General features: G+C 66.6%; 8 protein-coding genes. 6 read left to right on the top strand and 2 right to left on the bottom strand.

The window, feature by feature from the left end; all coding sequences use genetic code 11:
* Positions 1–260 precede the first annotated feature (260 nt).
* From ACRXBZ_RS20355 to ACRXBZ_RS20340, 4 genes are all read left to right on the top strand, one after another.
* On the top strand, positions 261–1,040 hold the full coding sequence (locus ACRXBZ_RS20355) for a DUF2470 domain-containing protein (protein ID WP_433880439.1): 780 nt from the start codon (positions 261–263) through the stop codon (positions 1,038–1,040).
* A gap of 178 nt (positions 1,041–1,218) precedes the next feature.
* A complete protein-coding gene (locus tag ACRXBZ_RS20350; RefSeq protein WP_433880438.1) occupies positions 1,219–2,028 on the top strand; it encodes a CPBP family intramembrane glutamic endopeptidase in 810 nt (269 codons plus the stop codon).
* A 183-nt stretch (positions 2,029–2,211) separates the two neighbouring features.
* Positions 2,212–3,414 carry an arginine deiminase gene (gene arcA, locus ACRXBZ_RS20345; RefSeq protein ID WP_433880437.1) on the top strand — a complete coding sequence of 401 codons (1,203 nt, stop codon included), beginning with the start codon at positions 2,212–2,214 and terminating at the stop codon, positions 3,412–3,414.
* Between the two features lie 323 nt (positions 3,415–3,737).
* Positions 3,738–4,295, top strand: coding sequence for a ferritin (locus ACRXBZ_RS20340; RefSeq protein WP_433880436.1), 558 nt, complete (start codon positions 3,738–3,740; stop codon positions 4,293–4,295).
* Between the two features lie 3 nt (positions 4,296–4,298).
* On the opposite strand, the gene ACRXBZ_RS20335 is transcribed toward ACRXBZ_RS20340, so the two are convergent.
* Positions 4,299–6,485: a 3'-5' exonuclease gene (locus tag ACRXBZ_RS20335; protein ID WP_433880435.1), complete on the bottom strand. Its 2,187-nt coding sequence runs from the start codon at positions 6,483–6,485 to the stop codon at positions 4,299–4,301.
* Complete coding sequence (locus ACRXBZ_RS20330; protein ID WP_433880434.1) at positions 6,486–12,719, bottom strand: DEAD/DEAH box helicase; 6,234 nt, start codon at positions 12,717–12,719, stop codon at positions 6,486–6,488. It lies immediately after the preceding gene.
* Positions 12,720–12,967: 248 nt separating this feature from the next.
* Here ACRXBZ_RS20330 and ACRXBZ_RS20325 point away from each other — a divergent pair, with 248 nt between their 5' ends.
* Positions 12,968–15,424 carry a hypothetical protein gene (locus ACRXBZ_RS20325; protein WP_433880433.1) on the top strand — a complete coding sequence of 819 codons (2,457 nt, stop codon included), beginning with the start codon at positions 12,968–12,970 and terminating at the stop codon, positions 15,422–15,424.
* 13 nt (positions 15,425–15,437) lie between these two features.
* Complete coding sequence (locus ACRXBZ_RS20320; RefSeq protein ID WP_433880432.1) at positions 15,438–15,803, top strand: hypothetical protein; 366 nt, start codon at positions 15,438–15,440, stop codon at positions 15,801–15,803.
* The last annotated feature ends 504 nt before the right edge of the window (positions 15,804–16,307 follow it).

Here is a 16,307-nt window from a genome sequence, read left to right as displayed (position 1 = left end):
TGGCGGGGTCATGTAGGCCTCCCTCGCCTGGTTTGGACATCATCATCCTCCGGCCGCCAACTTCGCTCGCACCGCCCCTTCGCGCACTACTCCCGGTTGGCTCCCCACGGCGACGTTCCAGCTGGTACTAAGAGGGGTGTGCGGATCAGCTCGCGGGCGACGGATCCGGCCCAGAGCGTCCCGGGCCGCACATCGCCCGGGATGACGACTTCCCCACACCGGGCAATTAAGTTAGGCTTGCCTAAGTCTGGAGGTGAGCAGTGGGCGAAACGACCATCCGCCGGCCTGCGACGCCGAGCGCCGCGGAACGGGCCAAGAGCATCGCCAAGCGCGGCGGCCGCGCGGCGCTCCTGCCGACCGGCGAGGCCTCGGCGCGCATCGCGCCATTGCTGCACCACGTGCACTCCGACGGAGCCGCAACCGTTCTGCTGGCCGACGAACACCCGCTGATCGCAACTGCCTGGCAAGCCCCGCGCGCAGAACTCGCCGCCGTCCTCGAACTCACCGATCCGACGCCGGTCCGGCTGCGCGAGCCGGTGCGCGGACTGCTGTGGCTGACCGGCTGGGTGCGCCTGCTCGACGGCGCGGAGGCCCGCGACGAGGTCCTCTCGGTCGCCGCGGAACGCCCAGACCCGCGGCTGCTGGACGCCGGGCACGGCGCGAGCGTGCTGCGCCTGGAGCCCGCGTCGCTCGTGCTGGCGGACTCCGAGGGCACCAGCTCGGTGGACCCGGCGGAATTCCAGGCAGCCGCGCCTGATCCGTTCTGCCTGCAGGAAGACGCGTGGCTGCGGCACCTGGAGCTCTCGCACCGCGACGTCGTCGGACTGCTGGCCCGGCACCTGCCGGAGCAGTTGCACGGCGGGCACATCCGCCCGCTGGGCCTGGACAAGTACGGCCTGCGGCTGCGGGTGGAGTCCGCGGACGGCGATCACGACGTGCGGCTGGCGTTCTCCCGCCCGGTCAGCACGACCGAACACCTCGGCGCCGAACTCCGCCGCCTCGTCGGCTGCCCCTTCCTCGCCCAACAACGCCAGGGTTGAACGCCGGGTGGTCTCTGAAGCGAACGGCCTGTTCACCTCAATAGACGGCACTGTCCGTTCGCCCCAGGCCCCTCGCTGATTCAGTCGTCCGAGCAGTGTTCGGAGCGGGCCTTACCGGTTTTGCCAGACCCTCGAACGGCCGCCCGCGCACATCACCGATCCGGGTACGGTTCGTCGCGTGAGCACCTTGCGCGCATGGCTGACCCCGACCCGGCCCGGCGAGCCCGCGGTGATCGCGGACCGCGTGGAGCGCAAGGCCATCATCATCGAGCTGGTCGTGGTCTTCGCGGTGACGCTCGGGCTCTCCGGCCTGCAAAGCCTGCTCTCCTTGCTGGATGCCCTGATGCGCCCGGAGCCGCTGGCCGACCAGCACGCCGCCATCAACGTCCCGCGGGCCGAGCTCGGACTGATCGACATGCTGGCGCAGCTGGCGAACGTGCTGCGACTGTGCGCCTGGGGCGGCTTGGGGGCGTTCCTGCTGTGGCGCGGCGGGACGGCGCTGTGGCGGGTCGGCCTGGACCGGTCGCGGCCCGGCCGGGACATCGCCGGTGGGCTCGGGCTCGCGGCCCTGATCGGCATCCCCGGCCTGGGCCTGTACCTCATCGCGCACGCCCTCGGCCTCAGCCTGACCGTGCAACCCTCCACCTTGGACGCGGCGTGGTGGCGGGCGCCGGTGCTGACGCTGGCCGCGTTCGGCAACTCCTTCGCCGAAGAGGTCCTGGTGGTGGCCTACCTGCTGACCCGGCTGCGGCAGCTGGGCTGGTCGGAGAACCGGGCGCTGTGGCTGTCTGCGGTGCTGCGCGGCAGCTACCACCTGTACCAGGGCTTCGGCGGGTTCGTCGGAAATGTCGTGATGGGCCTGGTCTACGGGCGCGCCTGGCAGCGCACGAACCGCCTGTGGCCGCTGATCGTCGGCCACGCGCTGATCGACGTGGTGGCCTTCGTCGGCTACGCCGCCCTGCGCGGCCGGGTCGGCTGGCTCCCCTGAAATGACTGCTTCCAGACTCGTACTGTGTGGCGGCGCAGGTAGCGGAACTCAGACGTCTCTAAGCCGAACCAGTCTGCCATCGAGCGCAACGATTCGACTGCCAACCGCCCGATTTGTTTAATGATTGATCGAAATCAGTGCCAATGAAGGGACTTTCGATTCGTCGCGATTAGGCTGCAACTCGTGACCGAACCACACGTCCAGAGCGAGGTCGGCCCGCTGCACGCGGTGCTGCTGCACCGGCCGGGCACGGAACTGAAGCGGCTCACGCCGCGCAACAGCGACCAACTCCTGTTCGACGCGATCCCCTGGGTCGATCGCGCGCAGGAGGAGCACGACGCGTTCGCCGAGGTGCTCCGCAACCGGGGCGTCGAGGTGCTGCTACTGCGCGACCTGCTCGCCGAGGCGCTGCACGACCCGCGCGCTCGGGCCGCGGCCGTGCTCGCGGGCGTGGACGAGCTCAAGCTGGGCGCTGACATCGCCGATATGCTGCGCTCACATCTGTCCAGTGTGGACAACGGTGCAATGGCCGAGGTCTTGATCGCGGGCATGACGTTCGAGGAACTGCCCGCCGCGGAGGGCCAGTCCCTGGTCCGCCGGATGCACCACCCGCACGACTTCGCCGTCGACCCGCTGCCGAACCTGCTGTTCACCCGCGATTCGTCGGTGTGGGTCCGCGACCGGGTCGCGATCGCGGCCCTCGCGATGCCCGCGCGCCGCCGCGAATCCGCGCTCACCGACCTGATCTACGCCTATCACCCGAGGTTCTCGCACTCCGCCCGCGCCTACGGCGCACACTCGGCGCCCGTCGAGGGCGGCGACGTGCTGCTGCTCGCGCCGGGCGTGGTGGCCGTCGGGGTCGGCGAGCGCACCACCCCGGCCGGCGCGGAGTCGCTGGCCCGCTCGATGTTCGCCGACGATCTGGCGCACACCGTCCTGGCCGTGCCGATCGCGCAGGCCCGGGCCTCGATGCACCTGGACACGGTGTGCACGATGGTCGACCGCGACGCGGTGGTGATGTACCCGGCGATCCAGCACTCGCTGGAGGCCTTCACCCTGCGTCCGCTGGACGGCGAGTTGAAGGTGTCCGGCCCGACGCCGTTCCTGACCGCCGCGGCGGAAGCGATGGAAATCGACCACCTGCGGGTGATCGACACCGGCCTGGACCCGGTGACTGCGGAGCGCGAGCAGTGGGAGGACGGAAACAACACGCTCGCGGTGGCACCGGGCGTCGTGGTGGCCTACGAGCGCAACGCGGAGACCAACGCCCGGCTGGAGGAAGCCGGCATCGAGGTGCTGCGGATCAGCGGCTCTGAACTCGGCTCCGGTCGAGGCGGCCCCCGCTGCATGTCCTGCCCCATCACCCGCGCCCCATTGCGCCCCTGAAATCACATTTCGCGGGCGCCGAATCTCCCCGATCACTTGACCAGGGGACGAGCAAAAGGGTCCTTTTGACCGAGACTGGACAACCGGCCAATCCGGCCAACGGAGCCCTTACCCGAAACTGATCACCCTAATCGGTGAGGAGTTTCGAAACTTCGCCACTTTCGGTAGCTGAGGCGTCGCCCACCTGCGCAAACAACATAGGTTTGGCTTAGCTTAATTACTTGAGGATTGCCTTCGCTAAATGGAGTACAACCAAGGTCAACCATACCATTATTAGGTTTACCTGAAATGTATCTGGACTGATTCCAGAGTATATTGAAGGCATGGCTGTCACCGCGAAGATTCACCACAAGGAATCCAAGTTCGAGCACCTGCTGCAGGAGCAGGTCCGCAATGAATTCACCGCCTCGCAGCAGTACCTCGCGGTCGCGGTCTGGTTCGACAACGAGGACCTGCCGCGGCTGGCCGCGCTCTTCTACCGCCAGGCGCTGGAAGAGCGCAACCACGCGATGATGATCGTCCAGTACCTGATGGACAACAACATCAAGCCGATCATCCCGGCCATCGAGCAGGTGCGCAACGACTTCACCGAGACCCGCGAGCTCGTCGCGCTCGCCCTCGAGCAGGAGCGCGAGGTCACCCGCGAGATCGAGACGCTGGCCAAGACCGCCCGCGAGGAAGGCGACTACCTCGGCGAGCAGTTCATGCAGTGGTTCCTGAAGGAGCAGGTCGAGGAGGTCTCCTCGATGTCGACGCTGCTGAACGTGGTCGACCGGGCCAAGGGCAACCTCTTCGACGTCGAGAACTACCTGACCCGCGAAACGGTCGGCGACGAAGGAGCCGACGCAACGGCCCCCAGGACGGCCGGCGGCGCCCTCTGAGGCTCACGCCTCGGCTGGAGCTTCCGGTAGGAACGACAGGAACGGTGTGCGAGTTCCAGTCCAGGTGACCAGGAGCTGGTCACGAGGCCGGGTGCAGGCGACGTAGAACAGGCAGCGTTCGCGCTGCCTGACGTCGTCCTGCTCTTCCGGGGCGCTCTGGTCCAGCACAAAGTCAAGAGGAACCGTGCCTGCGTCGGCACCGACAACCGCCACCCGCTGGTACTCGACCCCCTTGGCGCGATTCATGGTGGCCACATGCACGGCGTCTCGCCGTGTCGAGGCGTCACCGTCCTCGACGATCACTACGGGGATGTCGGCTTCTCGAAGTGCCCGCGCGAACTTGTCCCGGATTTTTCCGGTCCGGGCCAGCACCGCGATGTCTCCAAGCTCGCCGGGCTCTTCCTTCCACTCAGCGATCTGCTGCGCGATGAAGCGCTGCTCATCGGTCTCGTTGCGGAAGCCCCGGTAACGCGGCCGCAGCCCCGTCAACAGCGATCGGTACCGCTCCGTCGAGTCGGTTTCCTCGTCGAGGTCGAGGTACGCCTCGTCGCCCAGGACCTGCCTGGCGAACTGCAGAACTTGGCTGGTGGTCCGGTAGTTCAAGGTCAACTTTCGCGACCGGCCCCGGGTTTCGATCCCATAGCGGCTCAGCACGACCCGGTCGCCGTAAATCCGCTGATGCGCGTCCTCACAGATAAAGAGGTCATCCAGCCCGACCGGAACCACGCCACGCAACAGTCGCCAGTGCGCCGGGCTGAGGTCCTGCGCCTCATCGACCACGACGTGGTCGTATCGGTGGGTGTCCAGTGTCCGCTGGTCGGCCACGATCTCGGCGGCCTCGGCGATGAGTTTGCCGAAGGTGGTCTTGTCGTCCAATGACAGCTGGCGTTCGAACTCCTCCACCACCGACCAGATGCGAGCGCGCTGCAACCGGTTCAGCCGAACCCGGCGCCCGGGCCGGGAAACCTTCAGGTACTCGTCACGGCTTCGAACGCCGCGCCCCAAGATGACCTGGACGTATTCGCGACTGAGGAAGTCCGGGGTCAGCAGCTGCCGATCCGCCTCGGTCAGGTCCATCTGACCGAGGACCTGCAGCCAGCAACGGCGCTCGTCGTTACTGCGCAGCGGCGTCCGGTGCCCTTTTGCCCGCAGCACGACCTCCCTGGCTAGCTGGTCGATGTGGCGCACGTCGATTCGGTTGAGCACTTCAGGCTCGGCCAGTTGAGCAAGCTGCCGCTTCAATTCCGCTGCCAGGTTCCGGGTGAAGGTCGTCACTAGCACGCGTACGTTCGACCGTCTCGCGAGGAACACCGCCCGGTGCATGCCAACGACGGTCTTACCCGTGCCCGCACCGCCGGTGATGCGGAAAGCTCCCTTCCAGCCGGGGTGATAGGCGACCGAGCGCTGCTCAGGGTGCAGGAATACTCGCCACGCCTCGAAATCGCCTTCCAGGATGCGGCGCATGTGTTCGTCGTCGGAGAAGACCACGAAGTCCATCTGGGAACCGGGTCGCTGCAGTGATTCGCGCAGCTGCCCAGGGTCAGATGCACCGTTGCCGAACTCGTGCGATCCACTGCGGTCCGTCTCCGAGGCAAGGACGGTATAGGTCCGCCGCACATCCTCCAGGGACGCGCCGAAGGCCAGGTCCAGCAGCGCGCTGCCCTGCCACGACGGCGCATCGACGCAGATCCGCTGCAGCTCGTCCTCGTCGCGCACCTGCACCGCGCGGCCCGCGATCCGCTCGGTGATGCCGAGGCCGATGAGCTCTGCCGACTGGAACGGCAACAGCAACGGACGGTCGTCCGCAACGGGCCGCGCCGCGGTCGGCGGTTCAACGGCGACCGGCTCAGCATCGGCGCTCTTGAGCACCTCGAAAACCCCGTTCATGGGGTTGACCTGCATCTTCAGCGTTGCCGCGTACTGGTAAGCGAGGTCGTGCGGCTTGATCGCCACGAGCACATAGGAAGCCTCGCCGGGATTGCTCGCGTCGAACAGCACGGCGCGGAAGTTGTCGTTTACGCGCGCTACGCGCACTCGCCGGTCGATCGCGCCTTGCGGCATCTTCAAGTTCAGCCCGTTGCTGTTCTCGCTCGAGGAGAGCTTGAGCATCAGGTCCCAGGCGTTCTTCTTCAGCGAGCCGTCCAGCTTGTAGCCCGCCTGGAAGTCCTTGTGCATGACGACCATCGCCATTTAACGCGCGCCTCCCGATACTTGCTGGAGTTCCTCGATGATCTTCTCAGCATCGGCGGGAACTACCCGCCAGCCGTGTTCGCGGAGCTGTGCTATCCGGTCGGCGGATTCCTCGACCAACACGGCAACTTTCTCCTCCGGCCACGACAGGTCGATCTGCCACGCCCCGTCTGGACTTTCGTCGCCCGGCAGCGGTGGCGCGACGTCCCGCGTTGCCAACGCGACCAAGAGTTCCCGCAGCTCGGTTTCCGCTACGTCGATGACGAGCCGCCAATCGGCGTTGAAGCGTGGCTCGGCCGCCGCCGCCCCCGGGATTTCATCCGGTTCGAGCTGCTTGCTGGTCGTCGCGGCAGCGAACCGGGGTAGCTCCCGGTCGAGGAATTGCAGGACATTGCCGGTGGCGAGCCAGTCTCGCCAGGCAGCGGCATGAGCCGGCGAACCAACCTTGTCCGCCGCATCGTTGAGCACCAGGAGCACCGCGAGGTCTTTGGTCTTCGCGACCGGGAGGACGACTACTCCAGCGTCGTTCGCGGTTTCGGTCAACGCAACCGGCTGCGGTCCGCTCGGCGGCGGAATCGGCGCTCCTCGGCCATGTTCCACGACGATCCGCGGCAGGTCTGCCTTGTCCGCAGCTGTCATTCCTGCCTTGCCGCAGCTCGCCACCAAACCACCGGCGACAGCCTGCGCGACATTGCGCCAGTGGTCGCGGTCCGGGTTGACGAGATATGCGGTGAGCAGGGTCATCGCGTCACCGACAACCTTGCGCGCGGCCATGCTCCCCAAGCCCGAGGTTCGGTTCGCGCTAGCCACAACCTGGTTCCGTTGGCCGGCGGTGAGGAAAGGCAGCGGGTTGGGTTTGGCCCCGGCGAGGACCCGCTCGAACTCCTCCATGTCCTGATGGGTGACCGCCCAGACGAGATATCCACGTTCCCGCAAGATGGCCCGCTTGCGCGCGTCGGCGGTCGTCACGTTGTGCTCCGCGCTGGCGTGGAACCGAACGCTGTCGCAGAACACAGCGATGCGCGGCGTGGAAAAGTCCACCGGCGAGATGACGAAATCCGGCTTGACCACGTTATCGATGTTCACCTGGGGTTCGACGATCCAGTTCCGGTGGCCGTCCCGCTCGTCCACGGCGAACCGGAGGCTGTCCCCGTAGGTGCCTGCGCTGAGCTGCGGGCGCAGCTTGTGCTGTTGGGCCCACCGGTACAGCTGTGCCCGGAAGCGACGTTCGATGTGGGTTTCATCGATCGTCGTGCTGATCTGGTGCACGCCGGTGCCTTCGACCGGGTCCCAGTGCTCAAGCACGTCGTTGATGATGCCAAGCGCCCGGTCGCGGGAAAGCAGTTCCACATCGTCGACGTGCCCCACGGACAGCAGGCAGCGGTGGCAGGCGAAGTGGGTCGTGTTGACGCAACCGCAGTTCTCCAGCGTCTCCTTGGCCTTTTCCAGCAGCTTCAACAGGTTCTCCGGATCGGTGAACCGGGTCAGATAGCCGGTGCCGCCGGGGACCTGGTCGTGCAGCACCACCATCTGTCGACGCCCCTGGCTGCCCGACTCGACGCAACAGAAGGCGTCCAGGTGATCCGGCCTCCCACCGAGCACGCCGCGCAAGCCCAGCTTGAGCGCAGCGGTGAAGGACACCAACTGTGCGTCATCGGCGAAAACGATGGGCGGCACGAGCACTCGCAGCGCTTCGGTCTGCAACTCGTGCATCAGCGCAACGTTCGCCCACTTGGCCGGGTCCGGTTCGCTGCGTTGCGGGCACCAACCACGGTGCCGGACTTCGTTCTGGTCTTTGCCCTGCGCCGCCGGCACAACACCGCAGCCGGTGCACACCTGGAACCTCGGTGCCGAATACTCCTCGCCGGCGATGCGCATGCCAGCGCCACCGCGGTCGAGCAGCCCAAGGTTGAACCATCTGATCCTGATCTTGCGGCAGAACTCGGCGCCGAAGGGGTACGCGCGTAGCTGCCAAGCGTCACGGATGTCCTCCGGGGCAACGTCGGCGCTGGTGGCGATCTCGAACGCGGTCCGCTTGCGTTCCTCGTCCTCGTCGCCGAACCGCGACTCGTCGAGGGCCGCAAAAGCCGAGACACGGCGGAACGCAACCACGTCGAGCCGCTGCCCGGAATCCGCCGCGTGCTCACTGTGGCACCGGGGGCATGCCTGCGGGGCGTCATCCGGATCGGACCAGCCGCAGGCGGGGCAGAAACGCCACCGCTGGATCAGGCTGTTGTGCTCGCTGCCCACGTCGACCGCGTCGATGCGCACCGCTCGTCGGCTGGCGTAGAAGGTTGCGCCGGGAGCAAGCTCGGACAGCGCAGTACGGCTACCGCGCTCGTACTGGCACTCTTCGATCTCCGGCTTCGTGGTTTCCTCGTCGATCCACCACAGGCTCACGTCGAGCCGGGTCCGGTCGTCGAGCAGCGTGTAGTTGGGCAGCAGGCCGAGCGACTCCAGCGCGCCGACCCAGTCGTTGCCTTCGTAGACGTCCCGGCGCAGCCGCCGCGCGGCCTTGCGTTCGCCGGTGACCCGCTGGAAGTCGGTTCGTGCCTCGCCTTCCAGCAAGTCGCGCTTGGCCTTCAGTTCCTCGGCAACTGCGTCGAGGTCCGCGATCCGGCTGTTGAGCTCGTTGAGCTCACGTGCCCAGCGCATCACACCGGTTTGCACCGTGCGCTCGATGCCGGGCACCTCGCCAGAGCTGGCAGCGCCTGCCCAGTCCCGCAGTGCGGCAGCGGTCCCGTCCGTGACGCGTTTACCGAGTGTCTCCAGGAACTCAGTCACGTAGGTCTCGGCGTTGGCCCGCGCGTCGTCGAGCAACCGGCGCAACCATCGGCCTTGGGCCAGGCCGTCTTTGAGCAGGGTCGGCACGGTTTTCGGTTGTGCCCACTTGGTGCGGGACCGTGCCGCAGAGCGGTCGATCAGCGATGCAAGGTATTGGCGACGCAGGATCTCTTCGGCATCGAGGTAGCAGGCCGGCGGGACGACTTCGCCCGCGATCATGTCCAGCGGTTCCCCGAAGTGGCGCAGCTCCGTTGGGCGAGCGGGCAGGATCGCCACCACGAAGGCATTGCCGCTGCGCCGCCCGGCCCGCCCGACTCGTTGCAGGTAACCGGCCGTGGCGCGCGGCAAGGACGTCAGACCGACGGCGCCGAGATCACCGATGTCGATACCCAGCTCCAGGGTCGGCGTACAGACCAGCACGTTCGGCGCGTTCGGCTCGGTGCTTTCCTTGAATTCCCGCTCGACCTCGGTTCGTTGGTCCCTGCTCAGCAAGGCGGTGTGCTCACGGGAGACGATTCGCCGGACCCGTTCGGAGTTGTAGAACGTACGGTAGTAGTTGTCGGTCTCGGCGTGCGGGTGTAGTCGCCCACCACACCCTTTGCGCAGGCACGGGGCGTCGGCGAGTTGGCTGGCGATGTCCGGGTGAACCGGCGTCCGCGTTTGGCACACGTGGCAACGCAACATGCTGCGCCCGGCCGCGAGATCGGCCAGGTCGGTGCGGTCCAGCCAGATCCGGTCTGGGGGAATCAGGTATACGGTGGCACCGTTTTTGGTCGTCCGTTGTTGCAGGATGCTTTCGTCGGCGAGCATCCGGAACAACGCGTGGACCAGGCGGGGCGCGTCCACTTCGGGCACGCCCAGGCACCGGTGAGTCCACCAGGTGAACCAAGTGCGTGGTGCGACGATGCTGTCGAACTGCTCCGACCGCGCCGCGTCGGTGGGAAACGCCGGTGCCGGACGGTTCTTGTGGAACGCGGGCATACCGGTCCGCCGGTCCCGGCCGCCCCAGATCGGCCACCGATTGCCGTCTGCATGGATGTAGCGGTCCAGGAATTTGTGCCCGATCGCGCCCTGGGTTCGGATCCGTTCGAGGATGCCACGTGCCCACGCCAACTCCTGCGCGGCGAAACCCGTTTCCAGTTCGAGGTCGGCCGGCCGGTGCTCGGCGACCACCTGGCTGACCCGGGTCTTGAACCTCTTTTCGTTGTCGGTGTCGACCAGCACGCTGATCGTGCCGGTGAGTTCCATCGTGCGGCCGGTCCGGGAGTTGAGCCCGAACTCCAGGTGGGCCGCGAAGTCCATGCGGGCTTCGACCCGGGCGGTGTTGCGAACCCGCTTCTCGGCCCAGAAGCTCTTGAATCCCTGCAGATCGGTGGTGTTCGGCGGGAGCAACGCGTAGCGGGCGGCCCGGTTCCCGGGCCCGGCGACATCGCCGATCAGGTTCCCGGCGATCTGGTCCAGCCGAACTCCGTTGGCCCGGACCGCGCGGTGCAGCGCGGACCGCAGGTTGAAGGCGTAGGCACGGGATTCGATGAATCCGGCGCGATGTGCCGCGTCCTGCACGCTGTCGGTGAAGACCAGCGTCTTCTTTTCCTGCTCGGGAATGCCCGCGTGCCCGAACAAGTGACTCAGCGCCACCGATGTCAGCGTCGACACCCGGGAGCCGAGGAACCGGATGCCGTCGGTCTTCTCGCAGGACGGGCATTTGCCGTCCGCTGCCGCCTTCAGATCGCTCGGTTCGGTGGTGACGACCGGTACACATTCCTCGTGGTGATCCGGCTGCTTCCACAGCACTTCCAAGGTCACCGGGTCGAGCCAGGCGACCTTCTCCGGTGTTGCGTCCGCCTCTCCGGCGGCATGCAGGAACGCCCGGAAGCGATCGCTTTTCGCTACGGACAGCTTCCAGGCTTTCTTCACCCGGTCGTCCAGCTGGTTGCCCGCTGCTCCGGCCAGCGCTGCTCCCCAGCCGCCCCGGCCGCAGTGCCGGCAGAACACCGCTGCCAGGAACCGATCCATTTCGGCGCCGGGGTTGTCGTCGTACCAGAGGAACGTCGGAACGTTGTCGACCGAACGGATCAGGTGCGTGACCTCGCGGACCCACAACTGCGTTTCAACCTGCAGCAGGGCTTGGTCGCCGTTGCCGGTCCGGGCGTGTGAGAGCAGGGCGACGAAGGTGGACAACGCCCTTCGCGCGCTGTCCGCCTCGCCGCCGTCGAGGGCGCTCACCCAGGTGGGTGCGACCGCACCCAAGCTGCGGAGCGCATGGTCGAACGTCGTCGGTTCAGCGGCGGCCGCTACCACCTCCGCGGTCAGCGGGTGGTGTTTGAGCGCGGCGCTCAGCTCGGTGGGACCGAGTTCGGCCCCCTCGCCGAGCTCGAAGAACGCCGTGATCGCCGCTTGGACCAGCTGCTCGTATTCGACTTCCCGATCGTCCGGGATCAGCTCGTCGATCTCGGAGAGCAGCGGAATGCGACCGACCGGCACGGCATCCGCATCGGACACCGTGCCGATCCACTCCGTGGTGGTCAACCGGTCCTCGCGAACCAGTGCCGACTCGGTGAACGGGCAGCCGAATACGGTTTCGGCGAATCTCAGCAGTTCGTCGGCGCGCGTTCCGTCGCCAAGCGTCGCCGACGTCGCTACCGGTGCCACCGATCCGAGTGGTTGACCGTCTCGACTGATGCCGAGTGCCATACCGAGCCGACGCAGCAGCAGGGCCACATCGGTGCCCTGCGCCCCGTCGTAGGTGTGGAACTCGTCGAGCACCAGGTACTGCAGGTTTTCCGCGGCACCGTCCCACAGTCCGATGTCGTCCTGGCGCAGCAGCAGGCGATCCAGCATCTTGTAGTTGGTGAGCAGGATGTCCGGCGGGTTGGCCCGCAGTGCGCCCCGGTTCTCGATGATGTGGTCCGGCCCCATGAACCGGTGCTGGCCGGAGTCGCCGGTGAACAGACCGGCAGTGATCTCGCCGTATTGCTCGGGGTGCTGCGCCACCAGCCTGGCGATGCGGGTGGCCTGGTCGTTGGCCAGGGCGTTCATCGGGTAGAGGATCAGGGCCTTGATTCCCGGTTTGCCCGCCGCGCACTGCCGGCGGCAGTGGTCCAGCACCGGGAACAGGAACGACTCCGTCTTACCCGAGCCGGTGCCGGTGGTGACGATCGTCGGCTCGGGCTGGTGGTCTTTGCTGGTCAACCGCGCGAACGCGGCTGCCTGGTGCCGGTAGGGCTGGAAGCCATCCGGTACGAAGGCGAGGTGGCTCTGCCAGCCCTCGCTCGCCGGCCGGAACGGCAACCGCGCCCGCAGGAACGGTCCGGAGAAGATGCTGGTTTCCGGGTCGCTGAGGAATCGCTCCAGGCTCTTGCGGGCGTCGTCATCGGCAAGTTCGAACGTGGTCGCGAGGTAGGAGATCAGTCGCTTCTGGAGTTCCTCGGCCAGCAGTGAGGGCAGCATTGCAAGAGCTCCGGTTCTCAGGCGGTTTCGGCGTGTTGCGGGCGCTTTCCGCGCGCTGTCCGGCCGGAATCGTCGAGCCCGGATTCGTCGAGCCCGGATTCATCGAGCACGGTGCAGACCTCCCCCAGAGCTCGATCGCCCTCGTACGATCGAGCGGATCTTGGCGACTCGTTAGTGTGCTGTCGTCTCTCTCCGTACTCTACTGGCGATCAAGAGTAATGGGGGAAGGTTCCGTTTTGCGGCATGCCATGAGTTTCACCAGGATCGGTCACCTGCTGTTTCCCGCTGGTCAGGTGGACCGCGTTGGCGAGGCACTACGGGTGGCCGTCCAGCAATGCCGCAACCACCAGGAGCTGGGTGACAGCGAGATCAACGATGCCCTCGTGCTGGATCGGTGGCAGCTGCGCACGCTTCGCATAACCGGGTTCCGCGGCGTGGCCAAGCCGTTCGTCTGGCGCATTCCGGGACCGGGCAATGTAGTTCTGGTGCATGCCGAGAACGGCGCGGGCAAATCAAGCCTTTCCGATGGTCTTCGAGTGACATTGCATGGCGGTATCCGGCACTGCCCGGCATTCGTGCACGACGATCTCCGCAGGCAGCAGCCGCTGAATCACGATGTCACCAGCGCTGCGGTGGACGTGGAACTGCTCGGCGACAAGGCGCATCAGTTGAAGCTCAACTGGCGACTCGGGCCTGCCCCGACCGCGGATGCGCAGCCGGCGGAGCGATGTACCGCCAGCTGGAGCATGCCGGGAACAGCCGAGGCCGAGCGGCATGTCCTCGGTTCGCGCTGGGCTGAGACGGTCGCCGCGCACCGTCCAGTGATCAGCTATGACGAGCTGAACCACCACTTGCGCGACGCAGCGCGGCTGAGCCGGTTCTGCACCGAAGCACTCGCGTTGGGGCCCAACTGGTCGAGCTTGCACGCGTACATCTCCAGGCGGTTGGAAGTCGCGGTGCGCGCCGCGGAGCAGTGGGCGGAACTACGCCGCAACGTCGCCGCCGAACTCACTACGCTCGATGCCGAACTGACCGAGCAGCATCCGCTCGTGGAACCGCCCGAGCCGGTAGCACTGCCGGATTTGGGCGCGGACGTCGGGAACTGGTTCACGCAGGTCTTCGGCGACTCGAACGTCGTCGAACTGCCCGCCCCGATACGCCCAGACCTCCGGATCAGGCTTACCGAGGCGTTCGCCGATACCGCCGATGCCATGGCCGGCTACCGCCGGGCGCGAAACAGCGTGCGAAACGCCGCGCCGATCGGCGAAACACCAGGGGAAACCATCGCCGCGATCCGTCAGCTGCTGGCCACCACCGGGGGCGAACAGGCATGCTGCCCGCTGTGCGCCACGGAGACTGGCTGGCCGGGGATTTCCCGAACATCCAGGGAATTGCAGGCTATCGACGAAGAGTTCGCCCTGGTAAAACATCTGATGACCGAGCTCGCCCGGCTTCTCGGTGGGGAGGTGCGGCTGGCCTTGGAGGCGGCGGAACAGCTGCCAGGGGTCGACGCGGTGGCCAGGGAGCTCACGCACCTCGTGCGCCCGCTACGGGGACGGCATGAGCTGCGCGGCGAGCTCGACGAAGCGTGGCCGCTGCTGATCAAGCTACTTGCCGATGATTCTTTCGAGGCCCGCGTGTTGCAGGTGCTCGATGCGCTGATCAGTACCGCGGACGTGCCGGGTTACTGGCACCGGAGCCGAGCCCGGATCTGCCGGCAGCTGGCGGACTTCCACGCCGACCAGGGCGATGTCGCGAACAACGTCGAGACCTGGCGGGCGGCGTTGGACCGGTTGATCGGTGCTTACGAGCAGGTCAGGGATAACCGAGTGCGCTCGCTGGCGGCGGACATCGAGGCGGTGCTGCGTGACTTCCTCCCGGACACCGGTTTCGCTGGTTTGCAGATGTCCATCACGGGGACGTTGGGCGAGCCGGAACGAGCGGAGTTGATGCTTCGGTTCGGCGAGCGGCTGGCCTCCGCTGGAGCGTTGTCGGCTGGGCAGTTCAACGCACTGATGCTGTCGGTTCTTCTGGGCAGCAACGCTGCCGGCCCGTTCCGGTTCCTCGTGTTGGACGACCCAGTGCACGCGCTGGACGAGACGAGAATCCAGGTGTTGTGCCGGCATCTGGCGCGGCTGGCCGAGCAGGACCGCCAGGTCGTGGTGTTCACCCACAACGAGCAGCTGCTCAACGAACTGGCCGACACGATCCCGACCGCGACGAGGATGGCACTCGCCCGCGATGACGACGGCGAGCATGTGCTCAATGACGTGACGTACCCGTGGCAAGCGCTTCTCACAGACGCCAAGGAGCTTACGAAGAGCGGGCAAGCACTCACGGAGCTGACGGTGGCGACGTTGTCGCTTGCTTTCTGCCGTCAGGCGCTGGACGCCGTGGCGCGCGGGATGGCGCGCGAGTGGGCGCGGCGGCACCCCGGTCCGCACCCGCTCTTAGAGGCGATCGACCGTTCCGGCCCTACCAGCACCGCGCTGAAGAAGTTGCGTGGACTGATCGGCCAGGGCCACCCTGGCGGCGCGCTGATCCAGGATCTGCTGGACGGCGGCAAGCTGCGGAATCTCAATGCCGCCGGACACGGGAATGCCGAGGAGTTGAGCGAACTTTCGATTCACGACGTACGCCGCGACATCGACTACTTCGAGCAGTTCTGCGCCGACCTCGTCGAGGCGGTGCGCGCTGAGCAATGAGACCTGGGCAGCCATGTGGGCGGACCTTTCGTCGAGTTCGCTGGACCCAGTCCTGACCAAGCACGCGCTTGCCCTGCTGCTGCGCATCCGGCTCGAAGCCGCGGCAAGGGATGTGCCGGGCTGGACGAAGCCCGGCACCAGCAACATCCAGGCCCGCCTGTGGGCTCTTGCCGCAGCCGCGCCAGCGGAGCACCAGCCCGCGGCGCTGGTCACGGTGCGCCGCGCCCGCCGCATTTACCGGGCCACCAGCGACTATCTCCATGCCCGGCGAGCCGCGGTCCCGACCGAATCCGAGCTCGAAAGCTGGCACAGCACCGTCGAAGAACTCGAACAACTCGCGGCCTGGGCCGCCACCAATGCGCCGGGGCATGCCACGTAGCGGCACAAACCGTTACCCCCGAAACACCTCACTGCGGCTGGACGGCGGCGTAGATCTTTCTCGCGACCTCACGAGCACCTTCACGGCACTGCTCGCTTCGTGGGTCGTTATCCCTAGTGCGAGGATAATAAGATGTGGTCATCACTGCGTTCTCATCAAGATAAGAGCCCCCAGGAAACCGGTCGCCATCTTGGCCAGCTCGGTAATGTAATCGACGGGGATGCGTACCTGTCGCCGCCGAACCCGCTCGGATCGCAGGCCTCGTAGGTGTTAGCCGGCTGCAGTTCCACGCCGTCTGGACGGGTGAGTTCGACCAGCCGAGCCCGCAGTTGCGGGTTGTCGGGAACGTCCAGTGTTGCAAGCACAACGTTGTCTAGCGGCATAATGCCTACCCCCAAATTTCTCGACAGAGCCCCTTGCGCAGCAACCGGTTCCGGGAGAACCGGAGAGGACGTTCGGCACGGCATCGTGATGCTAGGGCAGGTCGCCGGGACGTATGACCGA

The sequence above is a fragment of the Saccharopolyspora hattusasensis genome (assembly GCF_050972075.1).
GTDB lineage: Bacteria > Actinomycetota > Actinomycetes > Mycobacteriales > Pseudonocardiaceae > Saccharopolyspora > Saccharopolyspora hattusasensis.
This window is presented reverse-complemented; position numbering and strand designations above follow the sequence as displayed.

Coding starts and splice junctions, on each gene's coding strand:
- ACRXBZ_RS20340 (WP_433880436.1), top strand. CDS start 3,738: ATGGCTGTCACCGCGAAGATTCACCACAAGGAATCCAAGTTCGAGCAC.
- ACRXBZ_RS20335 (WP_433880435.1), bottom strand. CDS start 6,485: ATGGCGATGGTCGTCATGCACAAGGACTTCCAGGCGGGCTACAAGCTG.
- ACRXBZ_RS20330 (WP_433880434.1), bottom strand. CDS start 12,719: ATGCTGCCCTCACTGCTGGCCGAGGAACTCCAGAAGCGACTGATCTCC.
- ACRXBZ_RS20325 (WP_433880433.1), top strand. CDS start 12,968: ATGAGTTTCACCAGGATCGGTCACCTGCTGTTTCCCGCTGGTCAGGTG.
- ACRXBZ_RS20320 (WP_433880432.1), top strand. CDS start 15,438: ATGTGGGCGGACCTTTCGTCGAGTTCGCTGGACCCAGTCCTGACCAAG.